This window comes from Paraburkholderia sp. BL6665CI2N2 (assembly GCF_004366535.1).
Taxonomy (GTDB): domain Bacteria; phylum Pseudomonadota; class Gammaproteobacteria; order Burkholderiales; family Burkholderiaceae; genus Paraburkholderia.
In genome coordinates this window covers 1,634,347-1,652,168 of the sequence record NZ_SORC01000001.1, presented here as the reverse complement: position 1 = coordinate 1,652,168, position 17,822 = coordinate 1,634,347, and the positions used below count along the sequence as shown (strand labels likewise).

General features: G+C 61.8%; 9 protein-coding genes and 2 pseudogenes. 3 read left to right on the top strand and 8 right to left on the bottom strand.

Annotation, left to right across the window (positions count from 1 at the left end):
- Positions 1-193: 193 nt before the first annotated feature.
- From B0G81_RS07365 to B0G81_RS07340, 6 genes are all read right to left on the bottom strand, one after another.
- Positions 194-1,627: an efflux transporter outer membrane subunit gene (locus tag B0G81_RS07365; RefSeq protein ID WP_134134051.1), complete on the bottom strand. Its 1,434-nt coding sequence runs from the start codon at positions 1,625-1,627 to the stop codon at positions 194-196.
- The gene (locus B0G81_RS07360; protein WP_134134050.1) at positions 1,624-4,776 is read right to left on the bottom strand and encodes an efflux RND transporter permease subunit; all 3,153 of its coding nucleotides are present in this window, start codon (positions 4,774-4,776) and stop codon (positions 1,624-1,626) included. Before B0G81_RS07360 ends, B0G81_RS07365 begins: the two co-directional genes overlap by 4 nt.
- A complete protein-coding gene (locus B0G81_RS07355; RefSeq protein ID WP_134134049.1) occupies positions 4,773-7,847 on the bottom strand; it encodes an efflux RND transporter permease subunit in 3,075 nt (1,024 codons plus the stop codon). Before B0G81_RS07355 ends, B0G81_RS07360 begins: the two co-directional genes overlap by 4 nt.
- A gap of 12 nt (positions 7,848-7,859) precedes the next feature.
- A complete protein-coding gene (locus tag B0G81_RS07350) occupies positions 7,860-8,927 on the bottom strand; it encodes an efflux RND transporter periplasmic adaptor subunit (protein ID WP_243856377.1) in 1,068 nt (355 codons plus the stop codon).
- A 192-nt stretch (positions 8,928-9,119) separates the two neighbouring features.
- Positions 9,120-10,421 (bottom strand): ATP-binding protein, encoded by a 1,302-nt coding sequence (locus B0G81_RS07345; RefSeq protein ID WP_243856376.1) that lies wholly within the window; start codon positions 10,419-10,421, stop codon positions 9,120-9,122.
- Between the two features lie 478 nt (positions 10,422-10,899).
- Positions 10,900-11,250 (bottom strand): hypothetical protein, encoded by a 351-nt coding sequence (locus B0G81_RS07340; RefSeq protein ID WP_134134048.1) that lies wholly within the window; start codon positions 11,248-11,250, stop codon positions 10,900-10,902.
- Positions 11,251-11,934: 684 nt separating this feature from the next.
- On the opposite strand from B0G81_RS07340, the pseudogene B0G81_RS44440 reads away from it, so the two are divergent.
- A pseudogene (locus tag B0G81_RS44440) lies at positions 11,935-12,153 on the top strand (IS701 family transposase); the annotation flags it as partial.
- 228 nt (positions 12,154-12,381) lie between these two features.
- Here B0G81_RS44440 and B0G81_RS07330 read toward each other — a convergent pair.
- Positions 12,382-13,080: an IS6 family transposase gene (locus B0G81_RS07330; RefSeq protein WP_116123659.1), complete on the bottom strand. Its 699-nt coding sequence runs from the start codon at positions 13,078-13,080 to the stop codon at positions 12,382-12,384.
- A gap of 184 nt (positions 13,081-13,264) precedes the next feature.
- Between B0G81_RS07330 and B0G81_RS07325 the strand changes: the two are divergent.
- Together B0G81_RS07325 and B0G81_RS07320 are read left to right on the top strand one after the other, a co-directional pair.
- Positions 13,265-13,525 (top strand): annotated as a pseudogene (locus B0G81_RS07325) (fatty acid desaturase); the annotation flags it as partial.
- 136 nt (positions 13,526-13,661) lie between these two features.
- Positions 13,662-14,174, top strand: coding sequence for a universal stress protein (locus tag B0G81_RS07320; protein WP_166678932.1), 513 nt, complete (start codon positions 13,662-13,664; stop codon positions 14,172-14,174).
- 316 nt (positions 14,175-14,490) lie between these two features.
- On the opposite strand, the gene B0G81_RS07315 is transcribed toward B0G81_RS07320, so the two are convergent.
- The gene (locus B0G81_RS07315) at positions 14,491-17,556 is read right to left on the bottom strand and encodes an acetoacetate--CoA ligase (protein WP_134134046.1); all 3,066 of its coding nucleotides are present in this window, start codon (positions 17,554-17,556) and stop codon (positions 14,491-14,493) included.
- Positions 17,557-17,822 lie beyond the last annotated feature (266 nt).

The following is a 17,822-nucleotide window of genomic DNA, read 5'->3' as shown; positions in this document are numbered from 1 at the left end:
TGTGCGCTACATGTTGTTAGAAATGTGTTGCATGTCATGTCAAGTCACGTCGCGGGGAAGCGATACCGCACAAGTGGACGTGACAGGGCCTTTGCACGCAGGTCGAGACGTGGACTTTGAAAAACGGTCGTGGGCGCGACCGGACTCTGGAGCGCGCAGATCAGCAGACGACGTTACAACGGCGCGCCCGTCATCATGGGATCGGGGCCTGGCTCTTCGACGACGTCCAGCCGCCGCCGAGGTTCTTCACCAGCCCAACGTCGCTTTTCGCCAGTGCCCCCTGCGTGTCGTTCAGGTTCTGTCTGGCCGTCAGTAGCGTCACTTGCTGATTCAAATCGGACTGCTCGCTCGCGGTTCCGGCCGTCAGTTGCGCGGCGACACTCTCCAGCAACTGCCGGTTGCGCTGGTAAATGTCGGCAAACGCGTGCTCCTGCTGGCGCAGATGGTTCAATGACGATAGGCTGTCTTCCACGTTCTGGAACGCCGTGAGCACGGCTTCGCGATAAGATGCGACGTCTTCGTCATAGGTCGCCCGCGCCTTGTGCACGGCCGCCACGCGGGCACCACCGTCAAACAGCGTGGCGGCAAGTGAGGGACCGAGCGACCACATCCGGGTCGGCAATGAGAACAGCGTCGCGAAGGTGTTGTGTTGCACGAGACCCTGTGCCGATAGATCGAGGTCCGGAAAGAATGCGGCCTTCTCTACCCCGATGAGCGCGTTCGCAGCAGCAGCGGTGCGTTCCGCGCTGACCACGTCAGGCCGTCTTTCCAGCAACGCAGACGGCAGCACGGATGGCACCTCGGGCTCGCGAAACACATAGTCGAGCCGCGGTGCAATCGACAACGAAGCCGGCGGCACACCCGTGAGCGCCGCGATTGCGTGCTCGTCCTGCTCGCGCGAGGTCTGTGAAATTTGCAGGTTCGCGACAACCGCCTCCTGCGTGTCCTGCGCATACAGCAGATCGACTTGCGACGCAGTCCCCTGTGCCAGCGCTGCGCGCGTGATCGCGAGAATGCGCCCGTTGACCGCCTCCTGCTGCCGCAACAGGTCGATGTCGATATCAAGCTGGCGAATGTCGAAATAGTCGGTCGCCAGCGTCGCGGCAATCGACAATCGCTCGCCGGCAAGCGTCGCATCCGCGCCCTGCGCGTTTGCCTTGCCCGACTCGATCTGCCGGCGCACACCGCCCCACAGATCGACTTCCCAACTCGCCTCGGCCTTCGCGTATTGGTTCGTTGTGCTTGAACTGTGCGAGGCCGACGCGTCGACACCGAGCGTCGGAAACAGGCTCGCCCGGTCTGCAGCGACGGTGGCCTGCGCGAGCCGATAGGCGGCCGCCGCGCCTGCAATCGACTGATTCGACTGCAGCGCTGCGTCGACGAGCCGGGACAGCTCGGGATCGTCGTAGGCGTCCCACCACCGGCTTGAGAGCGATGCCTGCGGGCTGGGCGCCGCAAGTCGCCACTGTGTGCCCGCTTCCTTGAACTGCGTTGGAATTGCTACGGCCGGCTGGTGATAGTCCGGGCCGACCGCGCAGCCCGAAAGCCAAAGCGTCGCGCCGAGCGCACAGGCGCAGCAGCGCATGCCGACCGACACGGCCGACAGGTATCCGATGGGCGATTTCATGCATGTTTCCTTCGGCGCCGCAACCGCTGCGACGCCCGATCGAGCCAGAGATAGATGACAGGGGTGGTATAGAGCGTGATGACCTGGCTGAACACCAGACCGCCGATAATCGAGATGCCAAGCGGCTTGCGGAATTCGGACCCATAGCCCGAGCCCAGCACGAGCGGCAGCGCGCCGAAAATTGCGGCGACCGTCGTCATCATGATCGGACGGAAACGGATCAGGCCCGCGCGCACGATCGCCTCCTCCGGCGGCAGTGCATGCTGACGCCCTTCGGCAATCGCGAAGTCGATCATCATGATCGCATTCTTCTTCACGATGCCGATCAGCATCAGCACGCCGATCAACGCGATGATCGACAGCTCCGTGTGAGTGAGCAGCAGCGCGATCAAAGCGCCGACGCCCGCGGAAGGCAGCGTCGAGAGAATCGTCAAAGGATGAACCAGGTTCTCGTACAGCATGCCGAGCACGACGTACACCGACAACAGCGCGGCGAGGATCAGCAGCGGCTCGCTCGCCATCGACTCACGAAACGCCGCTGCCGTGCCGGCGAACGCGCCGGAGATACTGGCCGGCATTCTGAGCGCAGCGACGGCCTGACTGATCTGCTGCGTCACGGGTCCGATCGATGCGCCGGGGCGCAGGTTGAACGATACGGTAATGGCGAGGAACGTAGCTTGGTGATTGATCGAAATGGCGCTGGGGCCGGTCGAGAACCGGGCCATCGCGGCGAGCGGCACCAGCGCAGAACCGTTCGCCTGGGCCGCGGCCGACGGCGTAGCGGCGCTTGCCCCGGTTGCCCCCGCGGCGGCGGTCGTTGACGCGCCGCTCGTGGCGAGCGTCGGGCTCGCCGGAACATGGATGTCCTTCAGTACCGATGGACTTGTCCAGTACTCGGGTGCCACCTCCATCACGACGTGATATTGATTCGCGCTCTCGTAGATGGCCGAGACCTGCCGTTCGCCGAACGCGTCATAAAGCGCCTCGTCGATATCTTTGAATTTCACGCCCATTCGCGCGGCGGAGTCGCGGTCGACGTCGATGCCGACCTGCATGCTCTTGTCCTGCTGGTCGGTGTTGATGTCGGCCAGCGCCGGCATCTTGTGCATCTGCGCGACTAACTTCGGCACCCATTGATCGAGTGTCGCCTGGTCGTCCGCGGTAAGAGTGTACTGGTACTGCGCGGCACTCTGTCGGCCACCGGCCGCGAGGTCCTGCAACGACTGCAGATAGAGCTGTGTCCCCGGCATATCGGCAAGCCGTCGGCGCACCTGAGCGATCACCTGATCAGCCGTCGTGCGACGCTCACCCAGGGGCTTGAGCGTGACGAACAGCAGTGCGTTGTTGAGCGCGTTCGCCCCCCCCACGAAGCCACCCACGAACGCGACGTTCGGATTCTCCTGCACCGCCTTGTTGACCATCTGGAACTGATGCTGCATCTCGTGCCAGGAGATGCTTTGCGACGCCTGCAGCGTGCCAAGCAGCAGCCCCGTGTCTTCCTCCGGGAAGAAGCCTTTCGGAACCACGGCGAACAGCCAGAGGTTCAGCACGAACACCAGCACCGTCACGCCACCCATCAATAGCGGATGCCGCATGACCCAGCGCAACGACGTGCCGTACAGGAGAGAAAATCCGCTCTCGTGATGGTCGTCGCCGTTCCCGGCTTGCTGTCCTCCGCGCAGGAAAATGCTCGCCAGCATCGGCGTGACGGTGAGCGAAATCAGCATCGACATCACGATCGCGACGGAAAGCGATACCGAGAATTCACGCAGCAGCCGGCCCATCAGGCCACCCATGAACAGCAGCGGGACGAATACCGCGATCAGCGAAACGCTGATCGAAAACACCGTGAAGCCCACTTCCTGCGCCCCTGCGAGTGCCGCCTCGATGGGCTTCTTGCCGCGCGCCAGATGCCGCATGATGTTTTCGACGACAACGATTGCGTCGTCGACCACGAAACCGGTCGAAATGGTCAAGGCCATCAGCGAGAGGTTGTTCAAGCTGTAGCCAAGGAAATACATGACCCCGAACGTACCCAGCAGCGACAGCGGTACGACGATCGCCGGAATGAGCGTCGCGCGCCAGCTGCGGAAGAACGCGAACGTCACGGCCGTTACGAGCACGATGGATACAAGCAGGGTGATTTCGACGTCGAGCAGCGAGCCACGGATCGTCTTCGTACGGTCAACCGAAATCGCCAGCTTGATGGTCGACGGGATCGCCGCTTCGAGCGCCGGCAGTTCGGCCTTCACGTTGTCGACGGCGTCGATCACGTTCGCGCCCGGTTCCTTATAGAGGACCAGCAACACGGCCGGCTTGCCGTTCGACAGGCCGTAGTTCTCCAACTGCTCGACATCCTGACGTACATAGCCGAGGTCCGTCACACGCACGATGTTGCCGTTGTTCTGCCTGACGATCAGCCGTCCGTAGTCGGCCGGCGAATACAGCATGTCGTTCGCGCCGATCGAATAGTTCTGTCCGCTCGCGGACATCGATCCCTTGGGCAAATCGACATTCGCGTTCCCGATCGTGCTGCGGATCTGCTCCAGACTGATGCCGTAGTGGCTCACCCGCTCTGGATTCAGTTCAACCCGCACCGCCGGCAGCGAAGCGCCGCCCACCACCACGTTGCCCACGCCGGTTGTCTGCATCAGCTTCTGTTGCAGCACCGTCGACGCCGCGTCGTAAAGCTGCGCTGGCGTGGCCGTGTCGGAGGTCAGACTGATCACGAGGATGGGCGAATCCGCGGGATTGACCTTGCGATACGTCGGGCTGCCGTCCATGTTCGGCGACAGGTTGGTTTTCGCCGCGTTGATCGCGGCCTGCACGTCGCGAGCCGCGCCGTCGATATTCCGGCTCAGGTCGAACTGCAACGTGATCTGCGTTTGTCCGCGCGAGCTGACCGACGTCATCTGGGCCAGGCCCGCAATATGGCCGAACTGCCGCTCGAGCGGCGTCGTGACCGAGGTGGCCACGGTCGTCGGATCGGCGCCGGGCAGTTGCCCCTGCACCAGGATCGTAGGAAAGTCGATTTCAGGCAGTGGCGCGACCGGCAGCAGCCTGAATGCCAGGATACCGAACAGCGCAAGGGCGACCGCCAGCAACGTCGTCGCGATGGGCCGCCTGACGAATGGGCCAGACAGGTTCATTGCACATACTCCGTTGCGATCGGCTCGTCCGCAACAAAGCGTCTTTCCAGACGATGCATTGCCAGATAGATCACCGGCGTCGAGAACAAGGTCAGCAACTGGCTGACGCACAGGCCGCCGATAATCGCGATGCCGAGTGGATGCCTCAACTCGGAGCCCATGCCGGAGCCGAACGCGAGCGGCAGTGCGCCGAACAGCGACGCCATCGTCGTCATCAGAATGGGACGGAAGCGCTGTTCAGCCGCACGCCGGATCGCATCGTGTGCGGACAGGCCGTAGTGGCGCTGCCCTTCCAGCGCGAAGTCGATCATCATGATCGCGTTCTTCATCACGATGCCGATCAGCAGCACGATACCGATCAGGCCCATGATGTCGAACTGCGTCCCTGCCATCAGCAGCGCCAGCAGCGCGCCAAGCGCCGCCGAGGGGAGCGTGGACAGGATCGTGACGGGATGAATGAAGCTCTCGTACAGGATGCCGAGCATCAAATAGACCACGATCACGGCAGCGGCGACCAGATACCCTTCGCTCGCCAGCGACGACTGAAAGGTCGCGGCCGATCCTTCCAGCGACACCTGGACGGACTGCGGCAACCCTATCTGCTCCTTGACCCTCTCAAGACGGGCAATCGCAGTGCCGAGGCTGTATCCGGGAGCGAGATTGAATGACACGTCCGCATACGGGAACTGGCCCTTGCGATCAATCCTCAGCGGCGCGGGCATGACCTTCATCGTCGCCATCGACGCGAGCGGCGCGAGGCTGCCCGACGACGTATCGACATAGAGTCCTGAAAGCAGATGCGCAAGGTCGTCGGCGTTGTTTCTCGCGACCAGTACCACGTGATACTGGTTCAGCTGCGTGTAGATCGTCGACACCTGGCGCTGACCAAACGCGTCGTACAGCACGTCGTCGATCGCCTGCGGCGTGATGCCAAGGCGCGACGCGGTATCGCGGTCGAACGTGAGTTGCACCTGATTGCCTGACTGCATCGCCTCGCTCTGCACGTCGGCAAACGCCGGATCGCGGCGCAACGCGCCAACCAACTCGCCAGTCCAGCGAGTAAGCAGCGCCGGATCAGTCGACTGTACGCCGAGACGGTAGCTCGTCGTCGAGACGGTGTCGTCGAGCGTCAGATCCTGCACCGGATGCAGAAACAGGCGCACGCCCGCGAGGTCCGCGGTGTCACCGGTCAGGCGGCGGATCACCTCGTCGATGCGCGCTCGCTCGCCCTTGTCCTTCAGATTGATCAAGAGCGTGCCCTGATTGATCGTCGGTCTCGTCTGGTCGATGCCGACAAACGACGAGAGACTTGCGACTGCCGGATCGCGTGCGATCCGGTCGACGACCTGCTGCTGTTGGCCGATCATGCGCTGGAACGAAATGGTCGGTGCGGCCTGCACGACACCTTCGATCAGACCTGTGTCCTGCTCGGGAAAGAAGCCCTTCGGCATCAGCATCAGTGCCACGAACGTCAGCGTGGCCGTCAACACCACCGATGCGATCGTCAGGCGCCGATGCGACAACACCCAGTCGAGACCGCGTATGTACCTGCTGTTGAGCCGATCGAAGAAATCGACCCGATGCGAGTGTGGCCGTGCTTTTAACATGCGCGAGCACATCATCGGCGTAAGCGTCAGCGACACCAACGCCGACAGGACGATCGCCGCCGACAGCGTCAGCGCGAACTCACGGAACAGGCGCCCGACCACGTCGCCCATGAACAGCAACGGGATCATGACCGCAATCAGCGACACGGACAACGAGATGATCGTAAAGCCGATCTCCTTCGCACCCTTGATCGCGGCCCTCAGGGGCGTTTCCCCGGCCTCGATGTAGCGCGTAATGTTCTCGATCATTACGATCGCGTCGTCGACGACAAAGCCTGTCGCGACGGTCAGCGACATCAACGTGAGGTTATTCAGCGAAAACCCGAGCCCGTACGCGAGCGCGAGTGTGCCGGCCAGCGAAAGCGGCACGGTGACTGCGGGAATCACGGTAGCGGGCACATTGCGCAGGAATACGAATATCACCATCACGACGAGCGCCACGGCGATTGCCAACTCCGTTTCGACGTCGGCAACCGACGCGCGGATCGTCTTTGTGCGATCCGTCAGCACGGCGACCTTCACCGATGCGGGCAAGCTCGCCCGCAGTTGCGGCAACAGCTTCTGCACGCTATCGACCACATCGATCACGTTGGCGCCCGGCTGCCGCTGGATGTTCAGCACGATAGACGGCGTGCTGTTGGTCCACGCCGCCTGTTGCAAATTCTCGGCGCTGTCGATGGATTTGGCGATCTGCGCCAGCCGAACCGGTGCGCCTTGCCGGTACGCGATGATCAGGTCGCGATAGTCTGCCGCCGATTGCAGCTGGTCGTTCGCGCCGATCGAGTACGACTGGTACTTTCCGTCGAGACTGCCCTTCGCCAGGTCGACGTTGGCACTGCCGAGCGCGGTACGCACGTCGTCGATCGACATGCCGAGTGCGTTGAGCGCGCCGGTATCGGTCTGCACCCGCACGGCCGGCCGCTGACCGCCGCTGATCGTGACCAGGCCCACGCCTGAAATTTGCGAGATCTTCTGCGCAAGCCGGGTATCGGCCAGGTCCTCGATCTTTGTCAGCGGCAGCACGTCGGATGTCAGCGACAGCGTGAGCACCGGGGCGTCGGCAGGGTTGACCTTGCTGTAAACAGGCGGATACGGCAGATTAGCCGGCAGAAAGCTCGATGACGCATTGATCGCGGCCTGCACTTCCTGCTCGGCGACGTCGAGCGAAAACGACAGATCGAACTGCAACGTGATCACCGACGTGCCGTTCGAGCTCGTCGAGTTCATCGCCTTCAGCCCCGACATCTGGCCGAGCTGTCTTTCGAGCGGCGAGGTGATCGACGAACTGACCACATCCGGGCTTGCGCCGGGATACTGCGTGTAGACCTGGATCGTCGGATAGTCGATTTCCGGTAGCGCCGAAACAGGCAGCAGGATGTATCCCAGCACCCCGGCCAGAAACAACGCGATCGTCAACAGCGCGGTCGCAATGGGCCGCTCGATAAAGATTCGTGAAGCGTTCATCGTCAGCTCCGCTCAGTGCGCCACGACTTTCACGAGCGAGCCGGTATCAAGCCTGTCTGCACCGTCGGTCGCGACCCGCTCTCCTGCCTTCACACCGCCATCGAGAATCGCCGTGTCGTCGCCTTTTACCGGCCCGGTCTTCACGTTGCGCAATACCACTGCGCCTGCGCCGCCGATCACGAAAACGAAATTGCCGTTCGCGCCATGCTGGATTGCCGTAGTCGGCACGACCGGAATCCGGCGCAGCGTGTCGACCTGCATCCGGACATTCACGAATTCGTTTGGGAACAGCGCGCTGCCGGAATCGGGGAAGACGGCCTTGACGTTGATCGTGCCGGCGCTCGTATTGACGAGGTTGTCGACCGCAAGCAGCGAGCCCTTCGCCAGCAACGATTTGCCGTCACGGTCGTAGGCCAGCACCTGAATCTCCCCGTGCGACATCGCCCGTCGGATCTGTCCCACGTCGTCTTCCGGCACCGAGTAGATCACGGTCGCCGGCTGCATCTGCGTGATGACCGCGATACCGGTCGTGCTGGTGCTGCTCACGTAGTTGCCGGGGTCGACCAGGCGCAGACCCACCACGCCGTCCACCGGAGACGTGATGGTGCAATAGCCGACCTGAACCTGCAGATTGTTCACGTTGCCCGTGTCTGCCAGCACGGTACCTTCGTCCTCCTGGACGCTAGCAACTTGCGTATCGAGCGTCTGCTGTGTAATCGAACCCGCTTTGATCAGCTGCTGATAACGTTGCAGGTCCAGTTTCGCGTTTGCGAGTACAGCCTGGTCATGGCGCAGCGTACCCTGTGCCTGCAGCAACTGCGCGTCGAGCGCCCGCGAATCGATGCGTGCAATCACCTGTCTTTTCCTGACCGTCTGCCCCTCGCTGAAATCGACGGAACGCAGTATCCCGTTGACCTGCGTGATGACCGTGACGGTACGCGTCGGTGTCACGGTGCCGAGCGAATCGATGTAGACAGGAACATCGGTAACCGAAGCCGCAACCGCGCTCACAGGGATCGGATCTGGCGCGACAGCCGTCTGACGGTGACCGTGAGCCTGGTGGAACCACCTAGTAGCCACGACGCCGGCCATGAATATACTTAGTATTGCAAAGTATCTTGTAAGGTTCTTCATCATACGACCTGAAAAAATGGCCATCTCATCAAATGCTCACGCTGCCCTGCCGGACCTTTGGGCGGGGCTCGAGGATCACATTGAATCGTAGTCTTTACGACACGACGACGGTGCAGTCATCGCGCTGACAAGCGCCCGTTAAGGAATGGGAATTTGCACCACGACCTTGAGTCCGGACGGTGCATTCTGGAAGAGATCGAGCGTGCCGCCATGCTGCTGTGCGATGTGCTCCGCTATCGCGAGACCGAGGCCGCTTCCGCCCTTTCGATCCGCCTCAGAGCCGCGCCTGAATGGTTGCTTTATCAACGACAGAAGCGCTTGAGGCACACCCGGTCCCCGATCCTCAACCGCAATCGAGAGAGTTCGCGCGTCGATGGCAGTCCTGACTGCGAGTCCGACCTGACCGTGCACGACCGCGTTCTGCATCAGGTTCATCAGAAGGCGCTGCATGCCAACCGGTCGGAACGCAACAGGTGGCAATTCCGCGAGCGACAGTTCGAAGGTGCGACCGAGACCTGCATAGTCGGCAGCGAGCTGTTCGATCAGCGCGTTCAGATCGCCGTGCGTCGCCGGTTCGCTATCCCACCCACGGGCGAAATCGATAAACTGCTGGACGATCGCGTCGATCTCCTCGACAAAGCGTTCCGCGCTGGCGGCCGGTGCCTCGAATGACTCGGGTGCGAAGATGGCCATGCGCAGCTTGGTCAGCGGCGTGCGGATATCATGCGATATGCCCGCAAGCATTTCGGCGCGCGTCGCTTCGAGATCTTCGAGTGTCGACGCCATCCGGTTGAACGCCTCCTCTACTGCTGCCAGCTCGCGCGGGCCGCTCACGGGAACCGCTTCGGGCCAGACGCCACGCTCGATGGTGCCGGCAGCGCGCGCCAGCCGGCGCAGCGCCTGTTCGACCGGCCGGTGGATCAGATAGGCCCCAAGAGCAGGAAGGGTAGCCGCACCTAACAACAGGCCGATCAGCGCCCAGGGCAGCGTACTGCTCATGGCCGAGGTTCCACGCAGCGCCACCCAGTACCACACATCCTGCACATGTAGACGCACCCAGATCCGGTGCCCGTCGCGTTCCCAGCGAAACTGTTCGTCCGGGGCAAGCTCCGATGCGAGCCGACCGAAAAAGCGGTGCGCCATGTAGTCGGGAGGCAACCCGTCGTGAGCCTGCGGCGGCGGCAGTTCACTCTGGGGCGCTCGATTCATTTCAAGCAGTTGCCGGTTTCGCTCGTCGTCCGGCAGGACCGACAACAGCCGGTTCAGGATCCGGATCTGCGATGCCACGAGCGCTGCCCCATCGTCAACTCTCGGCTTCTGGATAAAGTTCAGATAGACGCCAAAGACCAGGATCTGACTTGTCAGCATCAGTACAATCAACAGCAATACGTTGCGGGCGAAAAGGGAACCCCGCCATACCGACATGCCGCTTCCTTTCATCTCGCTTTCTCGATTGACCTGCTACGCAGGTTATACATAAAACAGTCAGGTGCCTTTGGCATTCGATTGACCGGTCCCGGGACCGCGGCCGGTCCTCTGCATCGTTGCCTGGGAAAGGCACTTATCCACTTGCGCGGTCATGCCGTACAGCGCGTCCAAAAAGTTGGCGGACGAATTGCCATAGCGTCGCGCGAGCTGCGCCAGGTCCATCAGTGCCGCATACGGCACTGTGCACTGTGATGCCAGGCTATTGAACGATCGTGAAGGTATCACGGCGGGGGATAATCGTTTCGGTGTACGTTCATTCAGGCTGATGTACCCTCCGAGCGCAAGTGCACCCAGGACGACCAGTAGCACAAAGTCGGCAACCCGCAGACCCCGACGAGCAGCCCTGGCGCCGAAGTGATGTGCAACATTGCTTTGCTGCTTTGACGGACGGGGGTGATGTATCGCGCGAGACAGGTACGGCGCAGACATTTCACAACCAGTGACCGGCCACCCAGACCCCACCTATCCAGTGTCCAGGCACCCAGAAGGGGTGCGGCGCCGGAACTACAAACGCCACAGGACGACGTGGCAGGACGACCAGCGCCGTGGAAGGTGGGGGCGCTGGCGCAACCGTCACAACCGGCGTGACTGTCGTCGGCGCTGCGGCAACTGGGTAACCGCCTTGCACGACCACGGTCGGCGGCGCATAGACAGGTGCCGCCGGAACCACGACGACGGGACGCGGCACCGCGAAGCCGACGACCACGGCGGCGGATGCGGAACCAGTCAGGAATGTGAGCAGAGCCCCACCCAGCAGCATGGCAAACGTTCGAGTCTTCATGAGCATCTTCCCTTACAGAGAGCACGAGGTGTATCACGTGATGAGAGGGAAATGTACAGGGATCGGATCCTAAAATCTGTTGAAAAGGTATGTCAAAAAGTGTCACTTTGGCACCGGCGCGGGAGTGACGATCCACGATTGCGCGCCTGGCACTACGAGACCGATGCGCTTCTGTTGGGACGAGGATATGGGTTTTGTTCGAACTTCACAGCCGCTACTGGCCGGCAGGCCACCGTCACTGCCTGGTTGATGCTGCGCAAGCCTTGCAGCTTTCGGCGGCAGAACGGCTGCGCCGGGCCACTGCGCGAGATCGGTCGTATCGGGCGCGGCTTGTTCGAAATGTCGAACTGCGCCGCCGCGTTCACGTCGGGCAGCGTCCAGGGAAGACGCTGGACGACCCGTTTCGGCTTGCTCAAACATCGGACATGCCGATTACGGGGCCACCCGCACCTCTAGCTGCCCCCAGCGTTCACAGGTTTTAGCGGAAGACCGGGTCGATGCCGGACCGACTACGGGCGGAAACGGTACAAGAGTCGGTGTCGGCCCACCTTACCCGGCATTAGGGGTTTATACTTGCCGCGACTTCTCATATCCTCGCCGGCAAGGATTCAGCCCGCTCACTTAGCACTACAGCCGTAGTTATTTTTTCTAAACCAAAATAGTACTACTACTTTGTATAGGGCCGTGAAAGAGATCGCGAAAGCGTGGGAACATGAAATCGATCTGTTGCATGAAAGACTGGCTGGCCTGTTCAGGCGCGCCGAGCCGCGGCAGCGTTCGCTGGTTTGTCTAAAGGGTCTGCTGGGTATAGTCGAACGCAAGAACGGCTGGCAGCTCGCAGAACGGATCGGCGAGGCCGCACCCGATGGCGTGCAGCACCTCCTTGAGCGGGCGCAGTGGGATCCCGACGCGGCTCGCAATGTCCTTACGGGGGTGCCCTGTGGCTGGATCACCGGCGACGAGGTGTACGGCGGTGACCGTCCCCTGCGGCTATGGCTCGAGTCGCGCACGCAACCATTTCTGCTGGCGGTCAAAAAGAGCGAACCGCTGTGGTGGTAAGGCCCAACCTCAATACGGGTTGTGTCGCAGTAAGACGGGAGGGACGAGAAAATGCGATATCCAAAGGATGCCTTATGAAACGAGCGAGTAGAACTGCTGCACAGCGGACAGCGGGATTTTACCCCGGCATTTCATCTGCTCTTTCTTGATCATGTGCATGGTCTCAATGCCACTGAGAATAACGCGAGCGCAGTCAAAGTCCTTGAACCCCTGCATCGACCGAGTGATGCGTTTGATGGCCAGATGGTCCTGTTCGACCACGTTGTTCAAATACTTGACTTGACGAATCTTGACGGGCGTCTCGCGCTCGGCATTCACCAAATGAAGTGCTGCCAGATTGGAACCGCTCTTGTCGATGGTCACCGTCTCGGGCGAGCCGTTCTGACCGATTGCCTTTTCAAAAAACCGCTGGGCAGCAGCCTTGTCCCGCTTGGCTCTAAACGGAAAGTCGATGGTGTTGCCCGCATTGTCCACGGCGCGATAAAGATATTTCCACGAGCCTTTGACCTTGACATAACTTTCATCCATGCGGCAACTCCTGCCCACCCGGCGCTTGTGCTTGCGAAAGGTCTTTTCGAACAACGGCACCAACTTGATGACCCAACGATGCACTGTTGAATGATCCACGCCAATGGCGCGCTCAGCGATCATCTCCTCAAGATTCCGAAGACTTAGCGAATAGGCCACATACCACCGCACGCACAACAACATCACGTCCAGCGGATAGTGCAACCGCTGCAGCACCTTGGCAACGCCGGCAGCAAGGGCCATTCGTCGTGTTGCGGTCTTCTTCATCGTGGGCACAAGCAAAGTTTTGGCAACTTGCACTTTACCGCAGCATCGCTATTGCGACAAAACCCGAAGACGGACGTTGCGGGTAATTTGCGGGTAAAAGTCAGGTGCGCATTCACCAACGACGGCAAACGTCTTGCTCAGCAAAGCATCCCGCTCTTTTGTAATGGCTGTGAACAATAACTATCATCTGGTGCATCACGATTTGCCACATGTGCCGTGGTTTGCGCTTCGGGAGGTCTATGAGACGTCCCGCCAGCAATATATAGAACGCTCAGGAGGCTTTCTCGTACAAGGCTACAGCGAGTGGTTGAGACTTTACGCTTTCGCTGCGGTTGCGCATCCGGCGCATGGCAAGCTGCCCGATTTCGATGTCGACGCCTTCGGCGTCGCATCGGAACGGAGAAGTCCCCTCACATTCTGAATTCGTCCCGTTCTCCCACGCGTGGCCGCCTCCGGGCCGAAGCGGGTCGCTGTCTTTTTTGAATCTACCTCTGCTCATTCAGCGCTCATTCTGCATGGTCAAGATAGCTCATCTGACCAGTCAAGAGGTACCCAGAATGTTCACGAAGATACTCGTCGCAATCAGTGCAAGTCCCGCGGATACTATCCTCGCATCCGCCATTGAAGCCGCACGAAAGTACGACGCGCAAATCGTCGCGCTCCACGTAGTCGACCTGACGCCCTGTTTGATTGGCGCCGCCGACTGTTTCGTCGACCTGATCGTCGAGTCAATGGAGGAGCATGGCCGCCAGGTGATCACACGTGCCAGGGACGTGCTGGACGGTCAGGCGCGTTCAGTCGAAGTCCGCATGATGACGTTGCCGCTAACGAGAATGACGATCGGGCGCGCGATCGCTTCTGTTGCCGAAGAGACGGCGGCGGACCTGATTCTTCTCGGTGAACGGAATACGTCCTGGTGGAACTGGTTGAACGAAGACGTGGCGGCGGAGGTCGCGCGCTGTTCCGGCAGGCCAGTCCAGATCGCGGCACGGCCGCGCGTCGAACGCTATACCGCCTCGCTCGACAAGTCGCTCAGGTCGATACCGTTCCTGGCTTCCGTCAACAAGTGATCCGGCGTCGGGCCCTCGCGAGTGAATCGACGAGAGCCTGATCGATATCCACATACGGCCGCGTACGAGCTGTCCGCGTTTGCTCATTCGGGATCGATCACGTGAACTTCGGCTTCTCGACCTGTTCTGCAAACGCAGCGCCGCTCACCGGCGAGCCTGAATAAGTCACGGTCGCCGTGGTGCTGCGTTTCGTCGGCGTGTTCAATGCCGCCATGCGTCTGGACGATATCGCCGCGCTCAACGCGTCGCTTGGCAACCGGCTGCCGAGTTTGCGCAACCTGCTGCCGTGAGCGACGCCGCCGGGCCCTCCGACTCGCTATGTGCCGGCCAGCCTGCGCGCGAGCGTATCGGCCACGGTGGCCAGGTGCGGTTCGACAACGAGATCGGTATGGGCGCCGTCGATAGTCTTCACCAGCAGCCCACTGCTTGCCACGCGCTGCCAGGCCGGCAACGGATCGCCCTGGCCGCCTTCCCTGGCGGAAGCGCGCACGTAGACGATCGGGCTGCCAAGATAGCGGCGCGGGCGGTACGTCGCCATCGCGACGCGCATCGACTCGCGTACCTGCCGCAGTGCCGGCGGCAGCCCCTGCGTATCGGCGGCCGGCCTCGCGGCCATCTTGCCGAGCCGCATGCGAATCCGGTCGGCGGCTCCGAACACCCGCTCCTTCATATAGGCGACGCGACTTCGTGTGGAAAGCGTGCGGAACGCTCGCACGCGCTCCGCCATGACTTCGCACTGGAAGGACAACCACTCGTGCCACGGCAAATAGCGTTCGTCCACGTAAGTATCCAGCAGACACAGCAACTCGATCTTCTCGCCCGCCGCGACAAGTTGCTGCGCTATCTCGAACGCGACCAGGCCGCCAAACGAATAACCGACCAGCGCATACGGGCCGCTCGGCTGCACAGCGCGCATCTGCTGGACATACACCATCGCCATCTCCTCGACGCTTCGCTGCGGCTCCTCGTCGCCATCGAGTCCGCGCGCCTGCAGACCGTAGACGGGCCGCTCGTTCTCCAGTGCGCCGGCCAGCGTCAGGCATTCCATCACTGAACCCGTGATGCTATGAAGCATGAACACAGGCCTTCCGCGGCCCGCACGCATCGGCACGATGTTGGGATGCGTGTCCTGCGCGCGCTCGCCTGTGATAACGGCGGCGAGCCGCGCAATGGTCGGCGCGATGATGAGCGTTGCAAGCGGCAGCGTTCGGCCCGTTGCCAGCCGTATTTCGGCGAGCATCTGCGCGGCGAGCAGCGAATGGCCACCGAGTTCAAAGAAGTTGTCGTCCAGACTGACCGGCGCGAAACTGAAAAGCTGCTCCCAGAGCGCGCATAGATAGACTTCGACCTGCTCGGCCGATTCACCGGGCTCCGGCAACTCGCGACGTGTGCGGGCGAGCGCGGGATGCGCGCTGATCTTCTCGACGCATCCGGGGTTCGCCAGCGACGACAGGTTGCGCACCGGCAAACCATTCACTGCATCGCGCGCGGCCGCCTCCGATGGCTTGCCATTGTGCGTGACGGGCAGCGCTTCGACTTCGGCGATCACGTCCGGCACGAGCGCCGCCGAACCCTGCAGCATCAGTTCACGCCGCACGCGCGAAGCGAGTGCGGCGCTCATCTTCGCGCCCCGGCGCAACACGAGCAGCAGCACGACGCGCTGGCCCGATCCGCTCGCGTCATGGGCAGTCTGCGCGACCACCATCGACTGATTGATCTCGCCAATACTGCTGACAATGCGGTAGATCTCGCCGGGGCTGACGTTGATGCCGCGCACATTCAGCACGCCGTCGCTGCGTCCGTGCAGGCGCGCCGACCCCTGCGCCGAAAATTCGATGATGTCGCCGTGCGTCCACACGCCAGGATTCGCCTTGAAATAGGCGGCGTGAAAGCGCGAGCCGTCCGCGTCGCCGAAGAAGCCGAGCGGGCGTGACGGAAACGGATTGACGCAAACCAGCTCACCGGTCATGGAGGTGGGCTTGCCTTCGTTCCACGCCTGAACATCGAGGCCGAGACTCTTGCACTGCGCTTCGCCCGCGTAGACCGGCAGATTCGGATTGCCGAGCACGAAGCAACCGATGATATCCGTGCCGCCGGAAATCGACTGGAGCTGCAGCGGCTTGACATAGGCGCGCACCCATTCGAACTGCGAGTCGTAGAGCACGGCACCAGTCGACATCATCGCGCGCAGCGCGTCCAGCCCGAACTGCTCGCCGGGTTTCAGGCCCGCGTCCTCGCACATCTTCAGATAGGCGGGACTCGTGCCGAACACGGTCACGCGCTCATCGGCGACCAGCCGCCAAAGCGTGTCCACTTCCGCAACCGGTCCGTCGTACGTGACGATCTCGACGCCCGACGCCAACACCGACAACTGCCAGTTCCACATCATCCACGAGCAACTCGTGTGGAAGTAGAGCTTGTCGCCGGGACCCAGGTCGCTGTGCAACTGATGCTCTTTCAGATGTTCGAGCAAGGTGCCGCCGGCGCCGTGCACGATGCACTTGGGCTTTCCTGTCGTGCCCGACGAGAACATGATGAAAAGCGGATGATTGAACGGAAAGCGCCGCCATTCGAACCGCGCGGCGTCGCCCTGAACGATGAGATCGCGCAGTGAATGCTGAGGCTGGCTCACCGTGCTCGGCAGCGGCGTTTCGTCCAGGCAGACAACGTTCGTGAGCGTCGGCAATGCCGCGGCCACTGCCGCGACGTGCGAAGCGAGCGAGCCGGCCGTATCGAATGAGCGCTGCGTCGTGTGTGCGAACAGCATGCGCGGTTCGAGCGGCTCGAAGCGGTCGAGGATCGCCTGCACGCCGGTTTCAGCCGCCGCGGTGGAGAGCGTCGCGCCCAGCGCCGTCACCGCGAGCGCGGTGACGATTGCGTGCGCGTCGTTGCGCATCATCGCGACCACACGGTCGCCCGGACGCAGACCGAGCTCGTTGAGCGAACAGGCAAGGCGCGCTACACGCTCGCGCAACTCGCCGCGCGTCATCGTTTCGCGGCGGCCGTCGGCATAACGCGCGGTGAGTGCCGGCGACTCGTCCGGCGCGATCTTTCGCCCGAGAACGCTTTGGGCGTAATTCAGCTCGACGTTCGGAAAGAAACGCGCGGTCTCGCAATCGTCGCCGACGCAGACCGGCTCGGCCGCGCCGCCCCATGCCATTCCGTCGGTCCATTGCAGAAAGCACTGCCAGAACCGGCGGAACTCGCGCGTCGAATAAGCGTGCAGTTCCGGATAGTGCGCGAAACGCTCGCCTGTGAAAGTTTCCAGCGCCGCGGTAAAGCGTGATATTCGTGATTCGGCGACGCGTTCCGGCAAGTTCTGAAATACGGGTTCGCGCGCATACATGCGCATGCTGGCCCCGACGAAATTCTCGTGATTCATCCCGCCACCAGTAGTGGAATAAAGCGTTATATGTAGTTATCTGCCTGTTGCCGGCGGGCGCCGGTAAGCAGTCGCATTCCGACAGTGCCTCTTATCTGGCCTTGAGCACTCTGCCCTCGCAAACAGATTACTGCGCGAGACAACGACGCTATGTGCGACCTCACACAAAATTACACGCCTCGCCGAGCAACGTCTCGCGGCATGAACTTTTGACCGGCCTCTCGTTGCGCGCAAGCAATTGAATTCGCTTGCCGCCCGGCGCTGTG

What these genes read in the sequence shown, in the direction of transcription:
- B0G81_RS07330 (WP_116123659.1), bottom strand. Translation starts at nt 13,080, where the DNA reads ATGGCCCTTGCTGCCGGCGTTGCCAAGGTGCTGCAGCGGTTGCACTAT.
- B0G81_RS07360 (WP_134134050.1), bottom strand. Translation starts at nt 4,776, where the DNA reads ATGAACCTGTCTGGCCCATTCGTCAGGCGGCCCATCGCGACGACGTTG.
- B0G81_RS07345 (WP_243856376.1), bottom strand. Translation starts at nt 10,421, where the DNA reads ATGAAAGGAAGCGGCATGTCGGTATGGCGGGGTTCCCTTTTCGCCCGC.
- B0G81_RS07340 (WP_134134048.1), bottom strand. Translation starts at nt 11,250, where the DNA reads ATGAAGACTCGAACGTTTGCCATGCTGCTGGGTGGGGCTCTGCTCACA.
- B0G81_RS07355 (WP_134134049.1), bottom strand. Translation starts at nt 7,847, where the DNA reads ATGAACGCTTCACGAATCTTTATCGAGCGGCCCATTGCGACCGCGCTG.
- B0G81_RS07365 (WP_134134051.1), bottom strand. Translation starts at nt 1,627, where the DNA reads ATGAAATCGCCCATCGGATACCTGTCGGCCGTGTCGGTCGGCATGCGC.
- B0G81_RS07320 (WP_166678932.1), top strand. Translation starts at nt 13,662, where the DNA reads ATGTTCACGAAGATACTCGTCGCAATCAGTGCAAGTCCCGCGGATACT.
- B0G81_RS07315 (WP_134134046.1), bottom strand. Translation starts at nt 17,556, where the DNA reads ATGAATCACGAGAATTTCGTCGGGGCCAGCATGCGCATGTATGCGCGC.